Consider the following 23730-nt stretch of genomic DNA (forward strand, 5'->3'; position numbering starts at 1 on the left):
GATAAGGTTGATCTCTAAAACAGAACGTAATGAAATGCGAACCACTCATCTTTCGTGCCATCGTAGCTTGTACCAAACCATACTCCCTTCGAAATATCGTCAGGGAAAGCTTTTACTACTTTTAGCACCTGAGTTTTTGGACTCATCCAATGATCTCCGTTTTGTATAAGCGTGTTAGATCCGCTTAGAGTTATCTCATTAGTTGCCTGACTGATAGAAAAGGTACCCGTCGAGATAACACCTTGTTGACTTTTGGTGTATTTCAGACCGTCTTTTTCAAACCTGACCCATGAAGTTGGAGAAGTTGAAATGGCGGTCCAATTATCGTCCCAGCCCCAGTTGTAAGAGCTACTGGCACCTGTTGTCCAGCCTTTGCCTTTGGCCAGCCAGTCTACAGGGTTACCCGTACCATCGAGCTTCCAAACACGGCTAAATCCACCGGTGATGAAATTTACCAATCCATCTGCAGCGAACTTTGGATTAAACCCAGGATCGGAAGCCGGAACCGCGGGCGGAGGAGCTACCCAGGCGTCGCTAAATGACTTTGACAGGAAGTTAAGAACCTGAACTTCATCTTTGCTTTTATGTTTACCTGCAAGCTGCATGGTGTTTTCATTTAGCGATATTATTTTCCACTCATAGATGCTTGCCATGTCGGTATGAGTGTAAGACACCCCCAGTGGACTGGCTCCAGATGTAGTGAGCTTTAGGTTAGCTGCGTCTACCATAAAAGTTCCTGTCTCAGCACCTAATCCTCCTATCCCGGCATGATTTGCTGTAAAAACCGCGCCGCCTTTTAAACTGAAAGTCATGCTGCCATGGTCTTTCTTTTCCGCTGCCCATGTGTCTGACGTGTAAGTAGGATTATAGGTCCAGCAATTGCAGCCCGCAGAGGGTTCAACTTTGGTCCACTCAACTTCACCACTCGGCATTGTTGTGCCATAAGCAATCTGAGTACCGGCAAAATATATCGGGCTCGAGAAAACCTTTTTATCGCCGTTGGCATTTACATCAAGCACCCAGGTTTTTTCAAAACCGGGACCACCGCCTGTAAGCAGCTTCCAAACCGGATCATTCACATACTTTAGTTCATTTTGGGTAACTTTAATCAACTTAGGAGTTGCTTCTACAATTCCTCCTGCTGTCATTACAGAAAACTTAATGTTGTAATCGCCCTGGAAAGCATAACGAACTGTATCCCGATCGCGACTTGATTTTCCGGTAACATAATCCCACATCGCAACCGTGCCCGGGGTTTTGTTTACTAAAATAACTGTATTACCTCCCGGATCGACAGAGAGGTCCTGTATTACCTCAAACTGAACCTGGGATTTATCCGGCAGGGCTCCCAGGCTGTATTCTTCCTTTTGACAGGCGGAGAACAATGACACTGCAGCGAGCAGAATCAGTGAAACATTTTTTAAGAATCTCATATTTCAAAATTTATATGTTAGTTACTTTTCGATTATTTACCAACCGATGTTTTGCTTTAAAACACCATTTGATAATTTTATCTGAGCGTCTGGAATCTGTTGAAGGCCCTTTGTTTCGTTGATCTTGGATGCCAAAATTGTTTTAGTTGCTGCTATACCACCATTTAAAACCGGATAATTATTTTCCGCAATTGTGGAGGCTGCTATGCTAACTCCCTGACGAAGAAGATCCCAATAACGAATCCCTTCGCCAGCAAACTCGAAACGGCGCTCATTGAGGATATTTGCTTTTGATACTGCCTGTGCAGCATAGTTAGATTTATAAGCACGCTGTCTGACTTCGTCAAAGTATTGCTGAGCTTTCGGGCTCTCCAGTTCGGCTGCCATTAATAAAACGTCCGCGTAACGGATTGAAACATAATCCTGATATTGCGAAATCAAGAAACTGCCTTCTCCTTTTCCAACTGTAGTACTTGAGTTATCAGGGTTAGACAAGGGTGTATATTTTTTATTGGTATATCCGGTATACTCGCGTTGATCCGCTCTTTCTTTAGTACCAAAAGGTATAGATTCACCTGCTAGAGACACTATACTAGCTGCTTTTCTACTGTCGTTAGCTGCATACGCATTCCATAACTTAGGATTTACGGTATTTGCGCCCCAGCCTGCTCCATACGGGAAAAAGTTTACACCACGCATACCATTCATAACCATCCAGTGATTACCGTCGAGATTACCGTTATAATCACTCAAATAAGTATACTTTATAGCAAATACTGTTTCAATATTGTTCTCTCCTGCATAGTTATCTCCAGAAACCGGCCATAAATTGGCAAAATCCGGCACAAGAGAATGCCCGCTATTGGAGATCACATCTTCAAGGTAAGTAAGAGCCTCTGCTTTGGTGGTTACTCCAGCTAAATCTGGTTTTGCATAGTATCCTGTATAATAAAGGAAAACCCGACCAATCAGAGATTCAGCAGCCCATTTGGTCACCCTTCCACGATCAGCAGCAGGTTGAGCTGCATAAGTAACAGCTGGTAAATTTGCGGCAGCAAATTCTAAATCTGAGGCAATTAACTTATATACTTCCTCTGAATTTGCTTGCGGAACATTTTCGGTAGTTGGTTCAGTAATCAACGGTATGTTACCAAACAGGCGAACCAAGTCAAAATAAAGGTATGCTCTTAAGAATCTTGCTTCAGCTTCGTATTGGCTTTTCAAGGCGGTATTACTACCCCATTCGATTTGGCCAATTTTACTGATAAGCATGTTGCAACGGTAGATAGCGGCATAGCCGGTATTCCAATTATTAGAATAGAACGACACGTCTGCCGGAGAGCGTTGTTTATCGAATTCATCGATCATCTGGAAACTAAAACCATCTGCATTTCCGGTACCACCAAAAGCATTATCCGACAAAGTTTCACCAATCAGCGCTATAAAGCTTGAGCTATTACCCGCCCGTTGAAGGCCGTCATAACAACCAACTAAAGCACTAAATCCATCATTCGGTGTTTTATAAAAATTCTGTTCGGTCACACTGGTAAGATCCTCCACATCCAGGAAATCTTTTTTGCAACCCGCGAAAACCACGAATGACATCGCCAGCATATATATTTTATAGGTTCTCATAATTCCTTTTTATAAATAAGTTTAAAATTTAACATTAGCACCTAATAAGAAGGTTCTTGGGCGAGGATAGTACCCAAAATCAACACCGGAAGAAAATTGTTGCCCCAGGTCGTTATTGCTATCGCCATAACCCAACTCTGGATCCATTCCGTTGTATTTGGTGAATGTATACAGGTTAAGAGCAGATGCATACAGCCGTACTTTACTTAAATAACTCTTTTTTATAACCCTTGAAAGATCGTAACCTAAAGTAACGTTGTTAATTCTCAGAAAATCACCATCGTGGATGTAGAGGTCTGAAATTTTGGACCAGTTACGACCGTCTTCAGTTACGCGTGGCATCGTATTAGAAGTTCCGGCACCGTGCCAACGATTTAAAATAGCTGCAGACCAGTTCGCTGTTGAACTTCCTGGTTGTCTCCATGCCTGAAAAATTTGATTTCCCATAACTCCCGATGCAAGAACGCTGAAATCAAATCCTTTAAATCCGGCTGATAAGTTAATACCGAGAGTGTAATCGGGATTTGGATCACCAATCATAGTTCTGTCTGCGTCGCCAATAAGTCCGTCGTCATTTAAATCCATAAAACGGACGTCCCCGGGAGCAGCTGACGGCTGAATTACCTTGCCTGCTGATGATCTATGAGCATTTATTTCTTCGGGCGTTTGGAAAATACCATTTGTTTTATACCCTATGAAATAGCCAACGGGCATACCATTTTGTGCACGGTAGTATTCTCCTGAATTGTCATAAACCACACCGGGCCCGCTAATTATTCCGCTCGTGGTAGCGATATTTCCAATAGTATTTTTATTGTAAGAACCGTTCACTCCAATTGAATAAGTAAAATCGCCGGCTCTGTTATTGTAAACCACAGCCAGCTCGACACCCGAGTTCTTAACATCACCGCCATTAGTAAATGGAGCCCCTGCGCCTGCTGTAGCTAAAACTTCTGGCACTATTAACCAGTCCTTGGTATTTTTAACATAGTAATCGAAATTCAGGTCGACTTTGTTGAAGAGGCGAGAGTCAAACCCAAAGTTTATTTGTTCTGATGTTTCCCATTTCACATTCCTGTTTCCTAGCCTTGTAGGAGCTGCTCCAGGTACGTTGAATTCATTCCCCTCTCCGTTACCAAAAATATACTGTGTGTTATTAAATCCGATTGGCGCATTGTATTGATTATCCGATATATTTTGGTTACCTACCTGACCATAGCTTGCACGTAACTTAAAATAATCTAACACTTTGTTATTAACCAGGAATGGTTCGTTAGTAACGATCCATCCGGCAGAAACAGATGGATAGTACCCCCAGCGGTTTTCAGGTGCAAACCTGGAAGACGCATCTGCACGGAAGGTAGCATTAAACAGATAGGTTTCCTTAAAGTTATACTGAAGCCTTCCAAAATATGACAGTTGCTTATTTTCCGAGGGGTTGCCTTCTGCTCTCGTCACATCTGTGGTATTTTTTGTATTGTTCAGATACGCGTGTTCGAAATCAGTGAACCTTGCATCTGTATTTTCCCCGCTCATATTTGTGCCCCTGTAGGCTATGACCGAGGAACCAAGCATCGCATCAAAGTTGTGAGATTTTGTTAGGTTGAATTTATAGGTCAGTAAATTATCAAATTGTAAAGTCCTGCCCTTAAACATAGACTGCGAAATGCGCGATTGTCCTACCGGGACAAAGTCGTAGAGCGAAAGTTCATACTCTGGTCTGAAGGAACGGTAATCTGATGCGTTAAAGTTCAGGCCAAGGCTTGTTCTGAATGTCAAACCTTTAATTGGTTGAACGGAGGCATATAAATCACCAAAGACGTTTTGATTATTGCTTAGATTATTGCTGTTATAAATCATTGATGCGTAGGGATTAGCCTCCGCATTAGTCCAAACTTTGTTAGCTGCGTAATCATTGGGATTAAAATAATTGCCCTGTGCATCATACATAGGTAAAAAAGGACTTACATTAAACGCGCCCCGCAGGGTATTGCTGTAGAGATTACCTACCTGGATACCATTATTCTGGCGGGCAATAAAATTCAGATGCTGTCCAACCACCACTTTATCCTGGTATAATTTATGCTCGGTATTGATTTTGAAACCATAACGTTTATAGTTTGAATGATCTCTTCCTCCAACTATACCTGCCTGGTCTGTATACGATAAAGAAGCTGAATAAACTGACCCTGCACTAGCTCCCTGAATCCCCAGCACATGATTTTGTGTTCCAGCATCAGTAAACATCTGATCGAGCCAGTTGGTACCGGTGCCTAATTTGGCAAGTGAATCGTTCGAAAAGTGCGGCGCTTTACCAGAATTAACTAAAGCCTCGTTATAAATAGTAGCAAGCTCTCTTGCGTTTAGTAATTGAGCCTTCCGGGCTACCTCCTGGGTTCCGGTATAGGTATCAAAGGTAATTGTAGGGCGCTGGCCTGCTTTGCCGGTTCTTGTTGTAACCAAAATAACGCCGTTAGCTGCCTGAGCACCGTAAATGGCTGCTGAAGCTGCATCTTTTAGTACATCGATAGACTCAATATCAGCAGGATTTATATTGTTTATATCTGCCCCCACCAAACCGTCAATTACATATAATGGATTCGGATTGCTGATAGTACCCCTTCCCCTGATAACAACATTGATACCCGAACCCGGCTGACCGGATGTAGTGGTAATTACGGCTCCCGGCGTTTGACCCTGCAACGCCTGCAGAGCATTGGTTGTACTCTGTTCCTGGATATCCTCTCCCCTAACCTGAAAGTTGGCCCCTGTAGTAAGTTTCTTCTTCTGTACACCGTAACCCACATTTACAACCACCTCAGAAAGTGATGTAACGTCGGTAGCAAGCGAAACATCAATCACATTGCTGTTCCCTATTCTTATTTCCTGTGTTTTCAAACCGATGGAAGTAAAAACAAGTACATCTCCGGCGCTGGCCGTGATGCTGTAATTACCATTTACATCCGTTGTTACGCCTATAGCTTTGTCTTTGATTTTTACCGATACACCTGGCACCGGCAGATTATCATCCGCGCTGATGACCGTGCCCGAAATTTTCTTTTCCTGTGAATAGCCGGGATGACTAATCATCAGTACAGAAACTAATGTCCATAGAAAGACTAAAACCTTTCGTGTTCTACTGATTTTCATTGTTATTGCTGGTTTATTTAGTTAAGATATTGGTTATTCTTTTCTCCGTTATGCTTATGGGTTCATTCATGGAGACGCCTGCTTGAATTGTAGTAAAGTTTGGTTCATATTAAGTTGTTAGGTGAATAATTTTAAATTCATTCTTTCTCTCCAGACTGTCTCCAAATTCAAGCATCGCGGTTTCCTTCTACAACTCCTTTATGGGGAATTAACTTACCATTATTCGCGATATTCAATGAGAAGGTTGCATCTCGGGACAATAAATTGGTTTATTTAATTGGTTTGATGATTACTTATGCTAAAAGCCCTTTTCTTTAGCTCTCAAGTGTTTCATCAAAATAAAATTAGCAATTAGCCAGTAACGGTATGTTTACAAATAGGGGCTCAAATGTTAACACAGCACAACACACTGAATAACAAGTACATACACATCATAAAAGATTGATTTTGGTATTCACTTCCTTTTCGCCGCATCCCTCGATGCGAGAACTGCAAACGAAAATTCTTAATCGCAGGTCTTCAGCGACTCAGATTTGATCTGTAGATTTTAATTGCCTTTACAAAAGCGGCGGCGATGTTAGGATAGTTTAAATGGTTGATCAAAAATGCAAGGTCTTCTTTATTTGAGATAAAACCCAACTCAATTAAAATTGCTGGCGACTGATTTTGATTCAAGACGGCCAATGACTTTTCCTTAATGCCTCGCAGATTGATCCCCCGAAGTTCTGAAAGTTGCTGCTGGAAAGCCAGGGCTAGCCGCTTACTCTTTCCGGAGTATTCCTCGCTGCGTTCCATATGGTTTGTTGTATAGATTTCTATTCCCTTGATCATAGAGCGAATGCCTTCACCAACAGTATCAGCAACAGTGTTAGCATGCAATGAAATGAAGACATCACCTTTTACCAGTGCACGCTGCGAAAGCGACACAAATTCATCTCGTTCTCTGGTCATCACCACGTCAAAGCCCTCCTGTTCCAGCCGGGTCTTAACTGCCTTGGCAATAGATAATACCAGATGCTTTTCAGAAATCGCACCAGCCCTGGTGGCGCTGTCTCTACCACCGTGGCCGGGGTCGAGCACAACACGGAATTTCATCGCTGTTGTTCTTTTGAGCGTGTCGGCCAAGATCTCATCTCTTGCAGAAACAAAAAAAGGGAAAATTAAGAACGCCAATAAACACCCTACTACAAAACCAGTTTTTTTAACCATCATCTAACTCTATACTTCTGTACTCAAAAAAAGTTTGAGAAATCCAGCGTATCCAAAATAAGACTTTTTTAAATGCATAGATTTCGCCTAAGTCATTTATACGGGAGCTGCAAGGCCACCATTAACTAGCCCAGAAAAATAGAAATCCTTTCGTCTCTGTAGTCCTTAACGTTCCGGATACGTGACTGACATAATGGCAAAACCGGTATATATGTATCTAATAATCAGTAATAAAAAGCGATAACATAAACAATAAATTAACATGAGAAACTGCTATTAAAATATTGTAACTTTTAAATGTAAACCTCGTTCAATAACGATAGACTAACCGCTATTGTGATGATGAAACCCGACCAACCGCTACATAGAATTGTATATGTAAGCACCTCTGTTGACCTGCTCGCAGAAGAACAACTTGAGGAAATACTCTCGGTGAGCCGAAAAAATAATTCAGAAAAAGATATCACGGGAATTTTGGTGTATAACGACGGTAACATTTTGCAAGTTCTGGAGGGAAGCAAGAAGGACCTTCATACTCTGTACGGTCAAATCAGCCAGGACCATAGGCACTATGGATGCATCATTTTGCAAGACACCCCTTCAGAAACCAGAAGCTTCGCCGACTGGTCCATGGGTTTTAAATCAGTTTCGCACATCGAGTTTATTCAATTAGAAGGCTACTGGGACCTGAGGAGCAAAAACATGCCGCTTATCAATGACGACTCAGAAGGAACAATCCGGAATATCCTAAACATATTCGTTGAACAGACCCGCTAATCGCTCCGCAAAGGTTTACCACTCAATACTTTATCACCTATTCAATTTTGTAAAAACAGATACAAGCAGTATATTTGCACCAGCCTATCCGAGGCTTGATGAGTTATAGAGATACTGCGACGAGCAAGCTTCTCTTTTTTTGTTGACCCCTAAACGGGACTTATTTTTTACAATTGAAACTAATCTTATTTAGCCTCATCATGGGGCTTGCAACAATTGAAGTATGTGCAGACGTAATCCATATTGTCATAAACGGACAGTACGAGATGATTCAGAAACAAACCATCCGGCGGTTGCTCTATTTCCTTGCTATCCCTATAGAAGTAGTTCTCTTCGTTGTTAACGTGCTGGTTTATAAAAAGACAGGTATAGTTCTGTTTTAGAATACGTTATTATTTTTATTTTATAAAACAATCTTCCCTCCTCCCGTTAAAAACGCGTCGAGTTAACGAACTTGTTACTGTGTTTATGATATATTATGAAAACAGTAATTTAGCTTAGTGAATCGTTTTAAACCAATTAACCCGCTTTACATTTAATGGACCAGCGAGCTCACAGCCCACGATTCGGATAGATGAGCTTATACACGCTTTACGGCGGTTAAAAGACACAATTTCTAATGAAAAAATTCAGCATAAGCCGTCGCGAATTTGTTAAATCTTCAACCCTGGTTGCCGCTTCACTACCTCTAAACTCGGCCTTTGCGTCGCTGATGAATGGTCATACCAGCCCTATCGCACAGGGCCCCGTAAACCTTAATTGGTTAGACGGCACAATACCAAGTTTGTCGGCAGGCGCTACATGGGGTGTACCCTGGCCCAAAGGTCAACTGAAAAAAAATGCCGGTTTTACCGCAGAAACACCTTCAGGAAGCAAAATCCCTCTGCAGTCATGGCCACTGGCCTACTGGCCCGACGGTTCGCTAAAATGGACAGGGCACGCACTAGGCGCCGAAACAGGCAAAGCCAAAAACCTTCGCCTTTTACCAGGCAAACCCTCCGTACCAGCAACACCCCTAAGGGTTACCGAGAGCGCCGACTTTATCGACATCAACACCGGTATCATTTCATGCAGGGTTGAAAAAAAGGGAAACACTGTAATTTCATCTCTTTCAAGGGAAGGAAAAGAAACTGCAACCAAGGGCCGACTGGTATTATTGTGCCAGGATAAAACAGAGCCTGGCGACGACGGAACAATCAGAACGGAGCAATTTATCGGTGAAATATCGTCTGTGGTGGTGGAGCAAAAAGGCAACGTACGATCTGTAGTAAAACTAGAAGGAAGACACACTAACACACAGGGAACCGGGTGGCTATCTTTTATAATTCGACTGTATTTCTATGCCGGCGCCGAGTCGGTCAGGATCATGCATACCATCATTTACGATGGCGACGAAAATAAAAACTTCATCAAGGGCATCGGCTTAAGATTCTCGGTGCCGCTTCAAGAGGAATTACACAATCGGCATGTCCGATTCGTTGGAGAAGGCAATGGCGTATTCGCGGAAGGCGTAAGGGGATTAAGCGGACTGAGGCACGGCCCTGGCAGAGAGGCTTCTCTAGCGCAGGTAGACGGAAAAAAAGCGGTGATCACCGGCGATGGGATTGACGACCTTCAATATATTCCAGCCTTTGGTGATTATACCCTGTTTCAGCCCAATGCCGATTCTTTCGGGATAAGAAAGCGAACCAAGACAGGTCATTCCTGGTTAAACTCCGACCAGGGCAAACGCGCTTCAGGAACAGCCTTCCTTGGCGGCCCCTCGGGCGGTGTGGCCTTTGGGATACGTAACTTTTGGCAGAGTTATCCTGCTCAGCTTGACATCAGGAATGCTGCAACAGATACTGGTGAAATCACTATGTGGGTTTGGGCGCCAGACTCACCGGTCATGGACTTACGCTTCTATCACGACGGGATGGGCCAGAACACCTACGAGAAACAACTACGGGGTCTGGAAGTAACCTACGAAGATTACGAACCCGGCTTCGGAACGCCCAACGGCGTATCCCGCACCAGCGAAATGATGATATGGGCGCTTCCTTCCACTCCCTCACGTGCCCGGCTGGTAGAGATCGCCGACACTGTACGAAACCCTCCTATGATCGTCTGCGAGCCTCAATACTACAAAAACATGGAAATTTTTGGGGGAATATGGGATCTTCCGGACCGCTCCACACCCGAGAAGAAGGAAATTGAAGACAAACTCGACTGGTATTTCGATTTCTATAAAAATGAGATCGATCAGCGTAAGTGGTATGGATTCTGGAACTATGGAGACGTGATGCATAGCTATGATCAGGACAGACATGTGTGGAAATACGATATAGGTGGATTTGCATGGGACAATTCCGAGCTTTCAACTGATCTGTGGCTTTGGTACTATTTTCTCCGCACCGGACGCCCTGACGCCTTCAGGATAGCTGAAGCTATGACCAGGCACACGGGCGAAGTGGATGTCCATCACACAGGGCCCTTCGCACCGCTCGGCTCTCGACATAATGTAATGCACTGGGGATGCAGCGCGAAGCAACTACGAATCAGCACTGCTACTAATCGCAGGTATTATTATTATCTGACAGCAGACGAGCGCGTGGGCGATCTTATGCGCGAACAGGTGAACGCAGATAAAACCCTCCTGGTGATTCAGCCCAACCGGAAAGTTCGTCGCGGAAAGCAAACCGAACCCAATCCCGACGGTGCCTTCGCAAATATTGGCTTCGGAACGGATTGGGGAGCACTTGCAGGTGCGTGGCTCACCGAATGGGAGCGCAGTGGAGATCAAAAAGTGAGAGATAAACTGCTTAACAGTATGCGCACAATCGCCGCTCAGCCGCATGGCTTTTTTTCCTCGGGAGGAATGATGGAGCTGGCCACCGGAAAGTTCACCATCACAACAGGTAACCAGGTAGGCGCATCACATTTAAGTGCGGTATTCGGCCTTGTAGAAGTATGTGCCGAATTGGTTAAAACAGTTGATATGCCAGAGTTTGAGAAAGCATGGCTGCAATATTGTGAACTATATAACGCCTCGGCCGAAGAACAGAGCAAAGAATTGGGACGGGCACTTGGGTCTCTGAATCTGGCCCAAAGCCACTCAAGGCTCACAGCCTTTGCTGCGAAACGCAAACAAGACGACCAGCTCGCCAAACGTGCATGGAACGAATTCAAGCATTCGAAAGGTGGCATAACAGCCGACTTTACCCCGAAGACAGAACGCATCCTCGGCCCCTTGGTACTTAACCCGATAAACGAAGCCCGCGGCGTTTCTACAAATTCAGCAGCACAATGGGGATTATCTGCCATTCAATGCCTGGCACTTATAGGAGATAAAATATAGCACCGGCCAGCCGGGATTTAAAAATAGCCCGGCTGAGCTCTATCTGGCAATCTCAATCTTAACTTTCTTATTCTTGATCTTCTCTCCTCGTAACGAACCAGTTAACGTCTGTATTTTTTGTCGCTTAACCGCAACATAGGAAGAATGGTCTAACACCTCAATCAAACCCAGATCCTCTTTAGACAACTTTCCCTTCTGGAGTAATAATCCCACAATATCTACCTTGTTAACCTTATCTTTCTTACCCGCAGCAATATAAAGCGTGGCCCATTCCGATTGTTGAGGAAGATGGTTATCGCTGTTTAGCTTCTCAACGTGTGGCATTTCCTTCAGATAAACCGGCATTTCCTCTTCAGTCATAATCAAATACGAAGTTCCGCCTGCATTCATTCTGGCGGTGCGCCCGTTACGATGTAAAAAGGCCTGCTCATTGTGCGGAAGCTGATAATGAATAATGTATTCTATTTCAGGAATATCCAAACCCCTGGAAGCCAGATCGGTAGTTATTAGCAGGTTATGACTTCCGTTTCTAAACTTTATAAGGGCAAGCTCCCGGTCTTCCTGTTCCATGCCGCCATGAAAAATATCGTGAGACAAACCTTTCTCAAATAGCAGATCGCTTATCCGCTCGACAGCCTCACGATGGTTGCAAAAAATGAGCGTTGGCTTTGCGCCAATCGTACAAATGAGAGAAAAGAGAATTTCCAGTTTATCTGCAGGATTGGCGAGAACCGCTTTAAGCTCGAGTTGCTGGCCTGGCGTATAGGCTTCAAGAAAATTGACCTCAACTGGGTGCTTGAGGCCTGCAAATGCAGGAATCTGTTGCATATGAGTCGCCGAAGTAAGAATTCGCCGGTCTAAAGCAAGCAGCCTGTTAATGATGTAAGCCATATCCGTTTCGAAGCCAAATTCAAGGGCTTTGTCAAACTCATCCAACACCAGAGTCTTAATTTCAGCTAGCCGAAAATTCTCGTTTCTGATATGATAAGCAAGTCGACCGGGTGTACCTACGAGCACGGAAGGGGGCTGCGACAAATTATTTTTCTCAATTTTCGTATTATGTCCGCCATAGCAGCAGTTTATTTTATAACCGGTACCCATAGCCTTAAACACCTGTTCAATCTGGAGAGCCAATTCTCGTGATGGAACAATGATCATTGCCTGCACGCCTTCTACCCCCGCTTTTAAACGCTTCAATACGGGCAAGAGAAAACCCAGCGTTTTTCCCGAACCGGTGGGAGACAGAAGAATCATATCATTCTTTCCGGCGGCATCTATCGCAGCGATCTGCATTTTATTTAGGCTGCTAATGTTCAGGTTCTCTAAAGCAATTTCAATCATATAGCCTGCAAAGGTAGTCCAAATAGCGCAAGACCCGTTATATCGCACCATTCAATTACAAGTGGATTTCTAACAAGTTCCATTTACTGTTATCTTGGGCCACGTTATACCTTAGTTTTTTTGCGATGATTTGGTACGAAGAAGAAGTAAAACATTTAGAGAGAGAGGGTAAAAATCTAAAATACCGGCCCGATACGGCATTTTACGGAAGCTCTTCCATCAGGCTATGGCACTCACTCTACGACGATTTTCAACCCTACAAACCCGTAAATCTCGGATTTGGAGGGTCTACTCTCGCCGCCTGCGTATGGTATTTTGAACGCATATTTCACCATTATCATCCTGGGTCAATCATTATCTATGCTGGTGATAACGACCTGGGCGACGGCAGGCACCCTGAAGAAGTATTTATTTTTTTTCAGCAGCTGGTGGTTAAAATAATGGCCCGGTACGGAGATATTCCATGTTATTATATCTCGATTAAGCCCAGCCTTACCCGCTGGAATATTATAGAAAGCCTGAAATTCACCAACTATCTTATTGAAAATGAGATAAGCCGGATGAATAATAACTGGAACTTTGTAAACACCTACAACAGAATGGTAGACAAGAACGGCTACCCTAAAAAAGAATACCTGGATAATGATGACTTGCATTTAAACAAAGAGGGATACGAGCTGTGGAAACAAATCTTGCTTTCCAAGCTTTCACATGGTAACATCTAACAACGGCTTTGTCAATCTGAGAGAATGAACCGCGAGTATTACAAATGGTATAGTCCAGTCCTGGAAAAGGATATGGAACTGCTGGTTTTTGGACATAGTGGAGCATGTGTACTGTTCTTTCCACCACGTACCGGCCGGTTTTATGAGTATGAAAACTGGCGACTGATAGAAACGCTACAATCGAAAATAGAGCAAGGCTTTTTACAGGTATATTGTGTTGACAGTATAGACGTAGAGAGTTTTTATAGCGAGGGTACCTTCCCCGACAGAAAGATGGCCCGCCATCTGCAATATGAGCAGTATATATTAAACGAGGTGCTACCGCTTATGCACTATAAAAACCCCGGCTCGTATATGATTGCTGCGGGCTGCAGCATGGGAGCCTATCATGCAGTAAACTTTGCGTTTAAATACCCGCAATATATCAGTAAGATAGTTGCTATGAGCGGAAGGTATGACTTAACACAGCAGCTTAACCATTATAACGATCTTCTTGAAGGATACTGGGATGAGACCATCTATTTTAACATGCCATCCCAATACATTCACAACATCTCTGAGCAGGATCTGCTCAATGCGCTACGGCGACTCGAAATAGTGTTGGCGGTTGGCCGGGATGACCCTTTTTGCGAAAACAACAAAGCGCTTAGCGAAGCGCTGAAAAGCAAAGGCATAAATAACCAGCTTTTTATTTGGGATGGCGAAGCCCACCGGGCGAGAGACTGGCGTAAAATGCTGGATATATATTTATAATTAACAGATAAACTACCTTAAAATAACAAGATATAATTTCAGTTGAATTGATTTTCTTTCTTAAAAATGGCGCCCAATTGTTTTAGAAGAAGCCAAAACAATTGTCCTGTAAAGTTGTAGTGTTGCTATGACAACCGTTTTAGAAAAAGAGTCATCCAGAAGAATTGCTATTATTGAAGACGAGGAAGATGTTAGAAACAGCATTAGCTCTTTGCTCACAGATGCCGGATATTTTGTATATGAATCCTCTCATGGCCTCGATATATCGGACATAATAAACGATTTTAACCCTGATCTGATTTTATTAGATTTGCTGCTGGAATCTGTTGACGGCAGAGAAATCTGCAGAGTTCTGAAGGAAGATCCTTCTACCAGTCCGATCCCGGTAATTATCATCTCAGGAGTATCGGACATTTACAATACGATCACTGAGTTAGGTGCCAACGATATTGTTTCGAAGCCTTTTTTACCTTCCACTTTGCTTAATCGCATCGAAAGGCAGCTGGCAAATCGCGAGACAAGCCTAGCCCGGACTTTGTAGAATTCTACAACCTCTGAAAATTTCTGAACATCTTATAGGCTTTTTCTGTTGTAACCTGTAAATCGAGTCTCTGGTATCAGGCGAACTGATATCGGAGCAAAACTATCTATGGAATATCAAACTACTATCGAAATAAATAACAGCATTAAACAAATCGTTTTAAAGCCTGCTCTGTACAAAGATGTTCAATTATGGGAAATAACCCTGGACGGGAGGAACCATATTGTTAAAAAGGGTAAAAATGGCTGGGAGGATGTAACCGGTGACGTGTCAGACAATGAAACACTATACAAAATCGGTGCGGCCATAGATTATCTGCCCATTAAAGATGCCGGCTAGAATGTTCGGCCACCGAACATTCTTCTGTTCTTGGTGTTTAGTTAGTGTCTGGCCATCGGCTGCCTGATCACCCTTGTCGCTGTTATAAATTAAGTAAAATCCCAACAATACAATGAAGGGCTCTTTTATCAAGAATCTGCATAAAGCCTTTTTATATACAATAATTCTTCTGGCAGTTATGGCGGCGATATCCTTCATGGCAATAAGAGAGTCAAATCATCGTGCAGAGATGATTCATCATACAGAAGTAGTTCTTGATGAGCTGGAATACTTTATCTCGCAACTTAAGGATGCAGAAACGGGTGTCCGGGGATACATTATCACCTCGGACAGCAGGACGCTCGATCCTTATAATGGCGCTTATAAGAGAACTATCGACAGTTATCAAAAGCTGAAGCTGCTTACGGGCGATAATCCCCGGCAGCAGCAAACACTTAACTTGCTGAGGAATATTGTGGAACAACGTTTCAAACTGCTTTCATCCCAGATTAACCTTATAAAAAACAACCAAAACGTACCGGCGGAACGAATCTTTGAAGGCAAACAGGTAATGGATCAGGCCCGGGCTTTGATCACAAAAATGCAACTTAGAGAAAAGGCGCTGCTAGAAATCAGAACCAGCAAATGGGAAACATTCAGAATGCTTACCCCCTTCCTTATCCTCTGTATTACGCTCATTTCTGCGGCAGTGAGTTATTATTTCTGTGCTCAGCTTAAGAAAACTTATTATAAGAAAGCAAAGTTACAGCAGCTTATTCAGAGAGAGAGCATTGAAAAGGAGCGACGAATAGCGATTATTGAGAGAGTTGCCGATAAAATCGCTGCGGGCGATTACCATATCCGCTTGCAGGAAGAAGACAGCGACTTATTAGGCAGTCTCGCCATAAGTTTGAACCGGATGGCAATCTCACTTGAATATTCTTTTAACGAGATAAAGGCGCTGATGGCAAAAAAGGATGATTTTATCGGCATCGCCGCCCATGAATTGAAAACGCCGCTTACCAGTATCAAGGCATATCTTCAGTTTATCGGAAGAGCTAAGCTGGAGAACAACGATGCCAACAAAATCTATCCCTTTATTACTAAAGCCAATAACCAGGTTAACCGGCTCACCGAAATAATTAAAGATTTGTTGGATGTAGCCCGGATTAATGAAAATCAGCTTGGCCTCAAATTAGACAATTTCTCCATGCGGATGGCCGTACTTGAAGCCTCGGAAGAAATCTTTAATTCTATAAAAACACATCAATTATTTTTGGAAGGAGATCCCGATATCGTTGTACAAGCCGATAAATTCAGGATCGAACAGGTTCTCATCAACCTTATTTCAAACGCTATTAAGTATTCGCCAAATAGCGACCGCATTATTGTAGATATAAAACCAGAACAAGACCTGGTAAAAGTTTCGGTAACCGATTTTGGAATCGGCATACCCAAAGATAACCTTCAGTATATTTTCCAGCGATATTTTCGGGTAGAAGTTACCTCACAAAACTATAGCGGAATGGGCCTGGGTCTTTATATCTCGAAAGGAATTATTAAACGGCACGGCGGAGATATGGGCGTTAACAGCAGAGAAGGCGAAGGCTCTACTTTCTGGTTTACTCTTCCGTTAAAACACCCGGGAGCCTAAATCAACTTACTTCTCCTTAAGAACGCGCAATTCAGCGTTTATTTTACCTATACTATCCAAGATGGCCGAATTCTGCCTTTTTAAGCTGTCTATCTCCGCTTTTAGTTCTGTCGATCCGTTTAGACTGTCTAATTGACTTTGGATTTCTTTAAGTTTAAGTGTCATCCGGCCTTCAGGCGACGACTCTGGACCACAGGCTGCAAAGCCCAGAAAAAGAATAAAAATTGCTACTTTCATTTCGTGCTGTTTTATTAATCACACAAGTTCGACAAAACTTACAAAAAAGATCACCATCCCATCAATTTAATCACTCTATTGAACTCATCCTGTAAAGGAGCCTTAATTTGAACCGCTTGACCACTAACCGGATGTTCAAAAGATAATTCGGAAGCATGAAGAAGCATCGTAGTCATTTCCCAGGTATCTTTAAACAGTTTGTTTTGTTTATTGCAGCCATGCGGCCTGTCGCCAATAATCGGGTGATGAATATGTGCGAAATGTTTTCGTAGCTGGTGCATCCTCCCTGTTTGGGGGCGGGCCTCTACTAAGGAATATCTCGAAGTTAGGTGAGCTCCGAAGGCTACATCAATCTCTGCGCGCTCTAAGGTGACATACCTGGTGAAAGCATCTTGCAAAACTCCGTTTTCCTTTCGCAGCGGGTAATCAATTTCTTCGCTGTCTTGAGTATGGCCGCGCACAATGGCAAGATATTTTTTGCTCACCCTATTTTCTGCAAATTGCTGATGCATACTAACCTCGATCTCCTTATTAAGCGCAAACAAGAGAATGCCACCAGTTTTTCGATCAAGCCGGTGAACCGGGTTTACCCAATGGTTAATTTGATCGCGTAATAGCTGCAGCGCGAATTCAGAGGCATCCATGGCAATTGGAGAACGATGTACCAATAAGCCGTGAGGCTTATTAATCGCAACTAAATACTCATCGCGGAAGAGAATTTGTAACATAAAGCGCACGAAGGTAAGAAATCAATTGCTGGCCGAACCCAGGAACCACCTTAATTATTTTTAAGTTTGAATGAAATAACGACAAAATGAAAAAAGTACGCTGGGGAATATTAAGCACTGCGAAAATCGGGCTCGAAAAGGTCGTTCCTGCGATGCAAGCTGGTGAATACTGTGAAATTTCTGCAATCGCTTCGCGCGACAGAACACAGGCCGAAATGGCAGCAACTCGTCTGAATATTCCAAAGTTCTACGGGACTTACGAGGAACTTCTGGCCGACTCAGATATCGACGCCATTTATATACCCTTACCTAACCACCTGCACATCCCCTGGACCATTAAAGCACTGGAAGCAGGTAAGCATGTATTGTGTGAGAAGCCAATCGGGCTGAGCAGCGCCGAAGCTCAGGGCTTGTTAGAGAGATCAAAAGGATTTCCCCACTTAAAGGTTATGGAGGCCTTTATGTACCGGTTCCATCCGCAATGGCTGTTCGTTAAAAAATTGATTGATGATAAGCGTATTGGCGATGTGCGCACAATCCAGGCTTTTTTTTCCTACTTTAATGACGACCCCCAAAATATTCGAAACAAGAAGGACATTGGTGGTGGCGGTTTAATGGATATCGGCTGTTATTGTATATCGCAATCGCGTTTTATCCTAAGCCAGGAACCAGTTCGGGTATTCGGGATGTTAGAGTACGACGAAAAAATGGGAGTCGACCGGATGGCGTCGGCGATAATGGATTTTGGGAATACGAGCTCCACTTTTACCTGTTCTACACAACTGGCGCCATTTCAAAATTTTCGGGTATTCGGAACAAAGGGCTTAATCGATGTGGAAATTCCGGTTAATATCCCTCCCCACAAAGCAACCCACGTTTGGCTGGAACTGAATGGCAAACGAGAAGAGTTTGTTATCGAAGCTCAAAATCAGTACACGTTGCAGGGAGAGTTTTTTTCAAAAGCAATTTTAAACAACACCTCTGTTCCAACACCTTTAGAAGACGCTGTAAATAACATGAAAGTTATTGAAGCAATAAAGGAGAGCAACCTACAGGGAAGCTGGGTAATGGTTTGACGCAATAGATTCAGCCGTTGTAAGACATATCCTTTTCAAGTACTTGCTTCAAATTCTGAAGCACAGCACTCCAGTTCTCATATAGATGTTTCTGCTGTTCTTCGTTCTCAACATTATCCTGCGAAAGCGAAACGACAGTTTCACCCTCTGCTTCGGCAAGCCCGTAAATTACATTAGCATAGTTCTCAGGTGTATCTTCTTTACCGCTGGCGGAGCTTAAATAAGTGGTATGCAGTAATTTCTCCGGAACAATTTCAATAATCTTCCCTTTATCCTGATACTGTTTTCCCTGCCATTCGCCAGAATAAGTAATATTACTACCTTTCTCCCAATCAGACTCAGCCTGGGTACCAAATAAATATTGTTTAATAAGCTCCGGATCGGTTAGTGCCTGCCATACTTTTGATCTTGGGGCATTAATTCTAATACTGGTTTTAACAGTTAAGGGATTCCTCATGGCAGCTTGTTTTTAATCATGACAAAACATTACCGAGAATGTTTAATTTTAATTCAATCCATGGTTGATAAAGGGCTATCTGCCTATAATAACCTATCAATAATTCCAGCTAACTTCCGATCCTTTTCAGTTACAATATTGCCCTCACTATGCGTACTCAACCGAATAATCACTTTATTATAGGTGTTTGTCCACTCGGGATGATGGTCCATTTTTTCTGCTGCCAGTGCAACTTTGCTCATGAATCCCCAGGCCTCTGCGAAGTCTTTGAATTCAAACTCTTTAACTAATTGATCGTTAATCGTTTTCCAGTCCATAATTATATTGTCCAGTAGAAAGATATAAGAGCTTTATGAGCACATCGGTTTTATTTTTATTTATTGTTCTTACATTAAGTGCATGTAATCCGGAAAACACGGAAAACACGAACAAGACAACCCCATCACGGTCTACGATCAATACGATTACACCTGCAAAAGGAGTTTCACAGTACAGCCTGACATACAAAGAAAAGGTGCTCAATCTGCGTGATTGGGATTCAAATATAAACTTAGGTCAAATTTTGGGCAGACCGTTAAAACAATCCATCCGGGTTTTAGGCGAAGGTGCCGACACACATAGAGGTTCTGTGATTAAAACTCTTTCCTACAACGGACTTACGATAGAGCTGTTCTCGCCGCGGCCGGACGTCCAACGGTTTTGGATATTATCGATGGAGACTTCCTCCCGTATATATTCTACTGGAAATGGTATTAAAGCAGGAAGTACGGTAAAGGAAATCGAGACCGCCTATCCAACCATTCAGATAGCGTTGGACGGCAGGACGGATTCGTCGAACTGTGCTTATATTCTTTCAGAGGATAATAATAATCTAAGAATTGAGGTAGTAAATGGCATTGCGAAATTGATACGGATTTATTATGAAATCCCTTAACGAAGGGAATCTTTGACCTTTTTCGACAAGCCATTATAAACCAGTTCATACGAGTGGTCGATGAGTTCTTTTAATTGCTTCTCGCTTAAGCGACCTTCCATACTCACCGTATTCCAATGCACTTTACTCATATGATAACCGGGAACTATTTCTTCAAATTCTTCTCTCAGAGCAACAGCCTTTTCAGGATCACATTTGGCATTAAAGCTTATGGGATTTTGCAGACTGGTGAGAAGAAACATTTTTTCTCCTATCTTGAAAACCAGAGTATCCTCTCCAAAAGGAAAGCACTCGGTTACGCCCTTCTTCTGGATACAATATTCGCGGAGAGTTTCAATATTCATAAGGTAAGATCAAGGGTGTCAAATTAAATATTTTACGGCTAATTTGACACCCTGATAATGTTATATTTCGGATTGTACTACCTCTTCCTCAGGAAGGTAAGTTTCCTCTTCTTTTGGGTTTGCTCCGTATTCGTTTTCTCCCGGCTGACTATCTTTGCACGCTAAAACCAGCAACCAAATAGCTCCTATGAAAGGAATTAATGCGATAAAGAAAAACCAACCGCTTTTACCTACGTCGTGTAAACGTCTTACCATAAGTGCCAGTCCGGGAATAATTACGGCCAAACTGTAAGCCACATATAAATATCCATATGGCAAGCTCTGTCCTGCAACTTCAAATGTCAGGCCCAAGACATTGTCCAGTACCGCAGCGACAACCAGAAAAATAATGTGAAACAATGTGAACATCCAATACTCTGCCCTGCGTGCACGGCCGTTGAAAACCGCATAGTTTCTCAATACATTTAAATACCAGTTCATAATTTTTAGGTTTAGTTTACCCCTACTCGTTTGGCTTTTCGGATACGCCCTGTTTAAATGGTTCCAGACTCCATCTTTCGAATATAAACAATTGTTTCCTATCCGGTTAAACACCTGACAAGATTTTAATTAAAACAAGAAAAATTTGGATTGAAAAATTTATACACTACATTTACGCTGTACTATTTATCTAATACAGTATCATGATTAAACTAAACAATTTAAACTTCGGATACAGCAAAAAGAAGCTGCTATTCAAAAACCTAAGTCTAACTTTATCTGAAGGCCATATCTATGGTCTATTAGGGAAAAATGGGGCTGGCAAATCAACCCTTCTTAAAAACATAGCGGGACTGGCGTTCCCCATCGATGGCGTTTGCAGCGTAAAAGGGTTCATGCCTTCGCAACGCCTTCCTGGTTTTTTACGGGAGCTATTCTTTATTCCAGAGGAAATGTACCTTCCCTCGTTAACTCCGGCGCAATTCGCCAAAAGTACCGGGCATTTTTATCCAAACTTCGACATCGGGCATTTTAACAACATGCTGAACGAGTTCGAAGTACCTCTTGACAGTAAACTTAATAAGCTATCCTTTGGGCAGCAGAAGAAAGTAATGATCGCTTTCGGACTCGCAGCTAACACGTCCCTATTAATTATGGACGAGCCGACGAATGGCCTCGACATCCCATCAAAAAGCCAGTTTAGAAAAATCATCGCCTCTGCTCTAACCGAGCATCGGTGCATTATTATCTCCACGCATCAAGTTCGTGATCTTGATAGCCTGATCGATTCGCTTATCGTGCTGCATCGCCAGGAAATTGTTTTAAACAGCAGTCTGGATGCGATTTCAGACAAATTAACATTTACCAGTTCCGCTCAGTTGAACGGAAAAAAAGCGCTGTACACAGAGGATGGGCTAGGCGGCATCAATACCATCGTAGCCAATACGGAAGAGAGTTATAGCAAAGTGGATATGGAACTTTTGTTTAACGCCATCATTACTGAAAATACATCCGTAACAGACCACTTAAAATAATCACAATGAACCAAACATTTAACCTCAATCGTTTTTCAAAGCTTTTTGTAAAGCACACCGCAGACAACTATAAAACTTACCTGATGTCGTTTGCCGTCTTGTTAGGAGTACTCTTTATCAGTATGGGCTTTATCGCGTATGTGGATAACAATGGATTATCAGCCAGAACTCAGATACCATTTTTTATTTTCGTTTACATTTTAGCCGGAAGCATCTTCACCAGCATCATATTTTCAGATCTTGGAAATAAACGGAAGGCGATATCAATTTTAACATTACCTGCATCACATTTTGAAAAATATCTGGTAGGATGGGTTTATTCATTTGTAATCTTTCAACTGCTATTCATCCCTTCATTTTATTTAGTTGTGATCATTATACAGACACTATCCCCCATAAAAGAATTCTCAAATGATGAAAAATTGATGGACCTCTTTTCCGAAAAGCAAAAAGTTTACTTTGTGTTCTATCTTTTTGCCGCTTTGCACGCAGTGGCATTGTGGGGATCTGTGTTTTTTAAGAAACATCATTTCATCAAAACTGCATTTGTATTCCTTATTGGGGTATTTGCTTTGAGCTATCTCAATAATCAATTTATACAGTTTATTATTAGTGAAGGTGTTGGGACATCAACTCCGTTCGGCAGGATTGGCGTCCGGGAAAACGGGGGCATCACGATGGTAGTTATAAAAAACGATTATATCTACTCTGCATTAGCGGTGGCGGCAGTGGTGATTTTAATGTGGACGTCCACATTTTTCAGATTAAAGGAAAAAGAAGTATAAATGGAATTTAGAGACAATGAAGCCATATACCTGCAAATTGCTGGATATGTAAGCGAGAATATTATGCTTGGCAAGTGGGCGATTGGAGAAAAGGTACCTTCTGTTAGAGAGCTTGCCGTGGAGTTACAGGTAAACCCAAACACAGTAGTAAGGGCCTACGAATTTTTGCAGCAGCGGAATGTAATAGCAAACAAACGTGGTATCGGCTTCTTCGCTACTAATAATTCGATGGAAAACATTGAGAATTATCGGAAAGAACGCTTTTTAAAACAGGAACTTCCGGAATTCTTCAGAAACATTTACATCTTGAATATCAGTCTGGAGGAGATAGGGAAGCGATATCAGGACTTTAAATCAGAAAACTACTAATCTTATCATAAAATGAAAACCAGTAATATACTCTTATTATCCGCAATAGCGGTTGCGATCATTTGTTTGGTTGCGTACAATTTCGAACTGAAAGCCGAATACTTAACGATTAAAAAACGTGGGATCGAATATTATAAGGACAATCGTTTTAACGAATATCACCAGGTTAAAATAAGCAAGTTTGAAAACTTGGATTTCCTTGCAGCTAACTGTATTCGGGTAAACGTTGAATATGGGGAAAAAGAAGCTGTATGGGTTAGGAAATGGGACAAAGACTATATAAAGGTAAATCAAGACGGCAATACCGTTAGCGTAAGTCTAAATAAAAAAGGGATGGAAAAGCTATCAGACAACCGGGAATTGAAGTCGTTATTATCAGTCCAAGAATTAATCGAATAAATACAAGTACAGTT

At 42.5% G+C, this 23730-nt stretch carries 25 protein-coding genes; 14 read left to right on the plus strand and 11 right to left on the minus strand.

All coding sequences use genetic code 11. The annotated features are described in order from the left end of the window. Positions 1-14: 14 nt before the first annotated feature. From J3P43_RS07620 to J3P43_RS07635, 4 genes are all read right to left on the minus strand, one after another. A complete protein-coding gene (locus tag J3P43_RS07620) occupies positions 15-1433 on the minus strand; it encodes a hypothetical protein (protein WP_255900886.1) in 1419 nt (472 codons plus the stop codon). 36 nt (positions 1434-1469) lie between these two features. After that, complete coding sequence (locus J3P43_RS07625; RefSeq protein WP_255900888.1) at positions 1470-3068, minus strand: RagB/SusD family nutrient uptake outer membrane protein; 1599 nt, start codon at positions 3066-3068, stop codon at positions 1470-1472. Between the two features lie 21 nt (positions 3069-3089). Further along, positions 3090-6218, minus strand: coding sequence for a SusC/RagA family TonB-linked outer membrane protein (locus J3P43_RS07630; protein ID WP_255900889.1), 3129 nt, complete (start codon positions 6216-6218; stop codon positions 3090-3092). A gap of 519 nt (positions 6219-6737) precedes the next feature. Continuing rightward, the gene (locus J3P43_RS07635; RefSeq protein ID WP_255900890.1) at positions 6738-7430 is read right to left on the minus strand and encodes an N-acetylmuramoyl-L-alanine amidase family protein; all 693 of its coding nucleotides are present in this window, start codon (positions 7428-7430) and stop codon (positions 6738-6740) included. 336 nt (positions 7431-7766) lie between these two features. On the opposite strand from J3P43_RS07635, the gene J3P43_RS07640 reads away from it, so the two are divergent. From J3P43_RS07640 to J3P43_RS07650, 3 genes are all read left to right on the plus strand, one after another. After that, the gene (locus tag J3P43_RS07640; protein ID WP_255900892.1) at positions 7767-8204 is read left to right on the plus strand and encodes a BLUF domain-containing protein; all 438 of its coding nucleotides are present in this window, start codon (positions 7767-7769) and stop codon (positions 8202-8204) included. Positions 8205-8377: 173 nt separating this feature from the next. Continuing rightward, on the plus strand, positions 8378-8587 hold the full coding sequence (locus tag J3P43_RS07645; protein WP_255900894.1) for a hypothetical protein: 210 nt from the start codon (positions 8378-8380) through the stop codon (positions 8585-8587). Positions 8588-8823: 236 nt separating this feature from the next. Then, entirely contained in the window at positions 8824-11541 is a 2718-nt protein-coding gene (locus J3P43_RS07650) for an exo-rhamnogalacturonan lyase family protein (protein WP_255900895.1), read from the plus strand. 39 nt (positions 11542-11580) lie between these two features. Here J3P43_RS07650 and J3P43_RS07655 read toward each other — a convergent pair whose 3' ends face one another. Then, positions 11581-12933, minus strand: coding sequence for a DEAD/DEAH box helicase (locus J3P43_RS07655; RefSeq protein WP_369414782.1), 1353 nt, complete (start codon positions 12931-12933; stop codon positions 11581-11583). A 74-nt stretch (positions 12934-13007) separates the two neighbouring features. On the opposite strand from J3P43_RS07655, the gene J3P43_RS07660 reads away from it, so the two are divergent. From J3P43_RS07660 to J3P43_RS07680, 5 genes are all read left to right on the plus strand, one after another. After that, the gene (locus J3P43_RS07660; protein WP_255900896.1) at positions 13008-13607 is read left to right on the plus strand and encodes a GDSL-type esterase/lipase family protein; all 600 of its coding nucleotides are present in this window, start codon (positions 13008-13010) and stop codon (positions 13605-13607) included. Positions 13608-13631: 24 nt separating this feature from the next. Further along, positions 13632-14360, plus strand: coding sequence for an esterase family protein (locus tag J3P43_RS07665; RefSeq protein WP_255900899.1), 729 nt, complete (start codon positions 13632-13634; stop codon positions 14358-14360). A gap of 127 nt (positions 14361-14487) precedes the next feature. Continuing rightward, the gene (locus J3P43_RS07670; RefSeq protein WP_255900902.1) at positions 14488-14901 is read left to right on the plus strand and encodes a response regulator; all 414 of its coding nucleotides are present in this window, start codon (positions 14488-14490) and stop codon (positions 14899-14901) included. A 108-nt stretch (positions 14902-15009) separates the two neighbouring features. Continuing rightward, positions 15010-15240 carry a hypothetical protein gene (locus J3P43_RS07675; RefSeq protein ID WP_255900904.1) on the plus strand — a complete coding sequence of 77 codons (231 nt, stop codon included), beginning with the start codon at positions 15010-15012 and terminating at the stop codon, positions 15238-15240. 112 nt (positions 15241-15352) lie between these two features. Continuing rightward, positions 15353-16873: a sensor histidine kinase gene (locus tag J3P43_RS07680; protein WP_255900906.1), complete on the plus strand. Its 1521-nt coding sequence runs from the start codon at positions 15353-15355 to the stop codon at positions 16871-16873. A 6-nt stretch (positions 16874-16879) separates the two neighbouring features. Here J3P43_RS07680 and J3P43_RS07685 read toward each other — a convergent pair whose 3' ends face one another. After that, complete coding sequence (locus J3P43_RS07685) at positions 16880-17110, minus strand: hypothetical protein (protein ID WP_255900909.1); 231 nt, start codon at positions 17108-17110, stop codon at positions 16880-16882. 50 nt (positions 17111-17160) lie between these two features. Beyond that, positions 17161-17838, minus strand: a complete 678-nt coding sequence (locus tag J3P43_RS07690) for a pseudouridine synthase (protein ID WP_255900912.1) — start codon at positions 17836-17838, stop codon at positions 17161-17163. Positions 17839-17924: 86 nt separating this feature from the next. Between J3P43_RS07690 and J3P43_RS07695 the strand changes: the two genes are divergently transcribed. After that, positions 17925-18914 carry a Gfo/Idh/MocA family protein gene (locus J3P43_RS07695; protein ID WP_255900914.1) on the plus strand — a complete coding sequence of 330 codons (990 nt, stop codon included), beginning with the start codon at positions 17925-17927 and terminating at the stop codon, positions 18912-18914. 10 nt (positions 18915-18924) lie between these two features. Here J3P43_RS07695 and J3P43_RS07700 read toward each other — a convergent pair whose 3' ends face one another. Continuing rightward, on the minus strand, positions 18925-19371 hold the full coding sequence (locus tag J3P43_RS07700; RefSeq protein ID WP_255900916.1) for an SRPBCC family protein: 447 nt from the start codon (positions 19369-19371) through the stop codon (positions 18925-18927). 83 nt (positions 19372-19454) lie between these two features. After that, positions 19455-19688: a 4a-hydroxytetrahydrobiopterin dehydratase gene (locus tag J3P43_RS07705; protein ID WP_255900918.1), complete on the minus strand. Its 234-nt coding sequence runs from the start codon at positions 19686-19688 to the stop codon at positions 19455-19457. Positions 19689-19723: 35 nt separating this feature from the next. On the opposite strand from J3P43_RS07705, the gene J3P43_RS07710 reads away from it, so the two are divergent. Then, the gene (locus tag J3P43_RS07710; protein ID WP_255900920.1) at positions 19724-20305 is read left to right on the plus strand and encodes a hypothetical protein; all 582 of its coding nucleotides are present in this window, start codon (positions 19724-19726) and stop codon (positions 20303-20305) included. On the opposite strand, the gene J3P43_RS07715 is transcribed toward J3P43_RS07710, so the two are convergent. Both J3P43_RS07715 and J3P43_RS07720 read right to left on the minus strand, forming a co-directional pair. After that, positions 20302-20649, minus strand: coding sequence for an MmcQ/YjbR family DNA-binding protein (locus tag J3P43_RS07715; protein WP_255900922.1), 348 nt, complete (start codon positions 20647-20649; stop codon positions 20302-20304). The genes J3P43_RS07710 and J3P43_RS07715 overlap by 4 nt on opposite strands. Positions 20650-20709: 60 nt before the next feature. Continuing rightward, positions 20710-21129, minus strand: a complete 420-nt coding sequence (locus J3P43_RS07720; RefSeq protein WP_255900924.1) for a DUF805 domain-containing protein — start codon at positions 21127-21129, stop codon at positions 20710-20712. Positions 21130-21332: 203 nt separating this feature from the next. On the opposite strand from J3P43_RS07720, the gene J3P43_RS07725 reads away from it, so the two are divergent. Genes J3P43_RS07725 through J3P43_RS07740 form a run of 4 tightly spaced genes read left to right on the plus strand, consistent with a single transcriptional unit; the run spans position 21333 to position 23716 of the window. After that, positions 21333-22163, plus strand: coding sequence for an ABC transporter ATP-binding protein (locus tag J3P43_RS07725; RefSeq protein WP_255900926.1), 831 nt, complete (start codon positions 21333-21335; stop codon positions 22161-22163). A gap of 5 nt (positions 22164-22168) precedes the next feature. Further along, positions 22169-22948, plus strand: a complete 780-nt coding sequence (locus tag J3P43_RS07730; protein ID WP_255900928.1) for a hypothetical protein — start codon at positions 22169-22171, stop codon at positions 22946-22948. Beyond that, on the plus strand, positions 22949-23317 hold the full coding sequence (locus J3P43_RS07735) for a GntR family transcriptional regulator (protein WP_255900931.1): 369 nt from the start codon (positions 22949-22951) through the stop codon (positions 23315-23317). Between the two features lie 12 nt (positions 23318-23329). Then, the gene (locus J3P43_RS07740) at positions 23330-23716 is read left to right on the plus strand and encodes a hypothetical protein (protein ID WP_255900932.1); all 387 of its coding nucleotides are present in this window, start codon (positions 23330-23332) and stop codon (positions 23714-23716) included. The last annotated feature ends 14 nt before the right edge of the window (positions 23717-23730 follow it).

This window comes from Paradesertivirga mongoliensis, from assembly GCF_024436395.1.
Taxonomy (GTDB): domain Bacteria; phylum Bacteroidota; class Bacteroidia; order Sphingobacteriales; family Sphingobacteriaceae; genus Paradesertivirga; species Paradesertivirga mongoliensis.